The following is a 3,335-nucleotide window of genomic DNA, read 5'->3' on the forward strand; positions in this document are numbered from 1 at the left end:
TGGCTTCATACGCCGCGACGACGGAACCCCTCAGATGGGCGAAGAACCAAAAAAAGGGGGCCTTTCGGCCCCCTCAGGGTGAACACACGACCCCAGTCGTAAAGCGCAGGGCTTAGAAGTATGCGCGGATGCCGAAGGCGACGCCGCGGCCCGGCAGGGGCGAGTAGTCGCGCAGCAGCGAGGTGTGCGGGCGCGCTTCCTGGTTGGTCAGGTTGCTGCCGTCCAGGAACACTTCGTAGCTGTTGCTGTCGGTACGGTCCCAGCGGTAGGCCAGGTGCGCGTCCACCAGCGTGTAGCCGTTGCTCGGGTCCTCGTTCTGGGCCACGTCCTTCTGGCGGCTGTAGCGCACCGCGCCCACCGACGCACGCCAACCGTCCCTGGACCAGCGCAGGTCCGCGCCCACGCGGGCGGGCGAGATGCGCGGCAGGTAGCCGGTGTTGGCCAGCTCCACCGTGTAGTTGTGGTTGTGGTCGCCGTGCGGCACCGCGATGTCCACGTTGCGGCTGCCGCTGCCATCCAGCTCGGCCTTGACGTAGTCGCCGAACACGCGCAGGTCCCAGTCGCCGGCGCCCCCTTCGAACAGGTGCAGCAACGCTTCGGCCTCGGCGCCCTTGAACGTGGCGTCCTGCTGCGTCCACAGGCGCACCGGCAGCGATTCGACCACGCCGGTGTCGGCCAGGTAGATGAAGTTCTTGAACCGGGTCTGGTAGATCGAGGCGGAGAAGTCCACGCGGTCGCTGTGGGTGTGGATGCCCAGCTCAACGCGCTGGCCACGCTCGGTCTTCAGGTTGGCATCGCCGATCTCCAGCGAGCGGGTGGCGATGTGCGCACCGGCGGCATACAGCTCTTCGTTGGTCGGTGCGCGCTCGGAACCATCCACGCCGAAGCGCAGGTCGACCGCGTCGTTGAGCTTCCAGATGCCGGCCGCCGAGAGGTTGGTCGCATCGAAGGTGCGCGCGCGGTAGTCGCCGGTCGGGTCCAGCTTGACCTGGTCATGGCGGCCGCCCAGCTCCAGCTTGAACGGACCGAACTGCTTTTCCTGCAGCACGAACAGGCCGATGTTCTTCGTGTTGGTGTCCGGCACGAAGGCTTCCTCGCCCCTGGCACCGAAATCGCTGTTGCCGAACTGCAGCCCGAACGCGCCGTCCCAGCCACCGATCTGCTGCTGCACCGCCTCCAGGCGGCCTTCGATGCCACGGTTGGTGAAGCGCGTGGAGGGGGTGCCCGCTTCCAGCTCGACATGCTCGTAGTCGGTGTAGGCGGTGCGCAGGTTGATGTTCTTCAGGAACGAGGTGGGGTTGTAGATCCCGCCCTTGGCTTCGAAGCGGTTCTGCACCATGTCGATGCGCACATCGTGTTCGTCGCCTTCTTCCTCTTCATCGCCATGGTCGTGGTCATGGTCGTGGTCATCGTCGGCGTGCACGTGCGCGCCGTTGGGGATGCCGTAGTTGGTGCGGTAGGTGCTGGCCGACGCGCCGAAGTAGCCGCCTTCGCCCAGCCACGTGGCGCCGACGCCACCGGCCCGCGTGCGGATCGAGCTGTTGTCCAGGCGGCCGCGGCGCGGCTCGTCGGTGTCGCCTTCCTCGTGCTCATGCCCGCTGTGGTCTTCCAGGCCATCGATCACCGCATAGCCGGGGATGCGGAAGTCATCGCCGTTGCGGACCAGGCCGTCCACGTGCAGCACCACGTTGCCGCTCACGCCATCGAGCCGGAACATGCCGCTGCGTTCGTCGTTGACCGAGTTGCCGCGCAGTTCGGCGCGGCCGCTGAGCGGGCGGTCGGGCAGTTCGCGCGCGATGCGCCCGTCCACCACGTTGACCGCGCCGCCGATGGCGCCGCTGCCGAACAGCAGGGTGGCCGGGCCCTTCAGGACTTCGATCTGGTCGGCCAGGAACGGCTCGATGCTGGTGGCGTGGTCGGCGCTGACCGTGGAGGCATCCATGTTGCCCATGCCGTTGGACAGCACGGCCACGCGCGGGCCTTCCTGGCCGCGGATGATCGGGCGGCCCACGCCGGGGCCGAAGAAGGTGCTCTGCACGCCGGGCAGCTTGGCCACGGTGTCGCCGAGGGTGCCGGCCTTCTGTTCGTCCAGGCGTTCGCCGGCCAGCACGTCGACCGGGCGCGCGAGCGACTCGGCATCGCCCTGAAGCGGCGAGGCGGTCACCTTCACCGTGGACAGTTCGGTCAGGTGGTGGTCACGTTGGCCGGCGTCGTCGGCGGCCAGCGCCAGCGAGGGGATCAGCGCCGCGGCGAGCGCCAGGGACAGGGCGTGCGGCTGGAGGGAGCGGGAAGAGCGCATGGGCAGAGGGTCCGTCGGTAAATTGTTACAATGTATCAATGGTGGGGCGCGCGAATCCCATCGAAGGGCGGGTGAAACGAGGGGGAGCGGAGGAGGGGAGTGCGCGTCGGGATTGATGTTATATTATTCCATAACGCTTCGCCGACCCTGCTGGAAGTCATGCCCCTCTTCGTTCGAGTCCGTCATCTGCTGGATCGCTTCGGTGCCACCGGGTCGCTGCTGTGCGCGGTGCACTGCGCGGTGCTGCCGATCCTGTTGGCCGCTGCGCCGTCGCTGGGCCTGTCGGTCTGGCTGGGCGACGGGGTGGAGCTGGCCCTGGTGAGCTTTGTCACCCTGCTGGGTCTGTTCAGCCTGGTCTGGGGCTACCGCCGGCACGGGGCGCTGCGCGCGCTGGGCTTCCTGGTGCCCGGGCTGGTGGCCTTGTGGGCAGGGCTGCTGTACGACCCGCTGCACCATTCGGCGGTGCCGCACGCGGTGGTGATGACGCTGGGCGGTGTGCTGGTGGGCGTGGCGCACCTGGTGAACCTGCGGCTGAACCACGGCCACGTCCATGACGCCAGCTGTGCGCATTGAGGCGCTGTGGTAGGCTTTCAGATCGTGCGCGGGGGCGCCTGAGAGGGCGGCCCCGCCGAACCCGTGTCAGTACGGGGTAATCAGATTTCAGACTAAGGAGTTGACGACATGGGTAAGGGTGACCGCAAGACCGCCAAGGGCAAGCGCTACAACGCCAGCTACGGCAATTCGCGCTCGCACGCGGTGAGCAAGGTGGCCGTGGGTGCAGCTGCGCCGGTCGCCAAGAAGACCGTTGCCAAGGCACCGGCGAAAAAGGCCGTTGCCAAGAAGGCTGTCGCCAAGGCCGGTTGATCCCGCCTGGCGGGTCGAAGAAAACGCGGCGCTTGCGCCGCGTTTTTTTTTTGCCTGTTCGCCCATCTGCGGGGTGAGGCTTTGCTTAACCACGCGAGTGCATTGCCTTGTCGCCCGGGGCGGGTACGGGCGGGGGTGCGGGACACGCCGTGAACCCATCCATGGGGGCTCT

At 67.5% G+C, this 3,335-nt stretch carries 3 protein-coding genes; 2 read left to right on the top strand and 1 reads right to left on the bottom strand.

Features of this window, described 5'->3' with window-relative positions; translation table 11 throughout:
* Positions 1-112: 112 nt before the first annotated feature.
* Complete coding sequence (locus RSA25_RS19240; protein WP_332810430.1) at positions 113-2,305, bottom strand: TonB-dependent receptor; 2,193 nt, start codon at positions 2,303-2,305, stop codon at positions 113-115.
* Between the two features lie 153 nt (positions 2,306-2,458).
* Here RSA25_RS19240 and RSA25_RS19245 point away from each other — a divergent pair, with 153 nt between their 5' ends.
* Together RSA25_RS19245 and RSA25_RS19250 are read left to right on the top strand one after the other, a co-directional pair.
* Positions 2,459-2,872, top strand: a complete 414-nt coding sequence (locus tag RSA25_RS19245; RefSeq protein ID WP_332810429.1) for a MerC domain-containing protein — start codon at positions 2,459-2,461, stop codon at positions 2,870-2,872.
* 108 nt (positions 2,873-2,980) lie between these two features.
* Positions 2,981-3,163, top strand: coding sequence for a 30S ribosomal protein THX (locus tag RSA25_RS19250; RefSeq protein ID WP_068850363.1), 183 nt, complete (start codon positions 2,981-2,983; stop codon positions 3,161-3,163).
* Positions 3,164-3,335 lie beyond the last annotated feature (172 nt).

The sequence above is a fragment of the Stenotrophomonas sp. genome (assembly GCF_036662295.1).
Lineage (GTDB): Bacteria > Pseudomonadota > Gammaproteobacteria > Xanthomonadales > Xanthomonadaceae > Stenotrophomonas.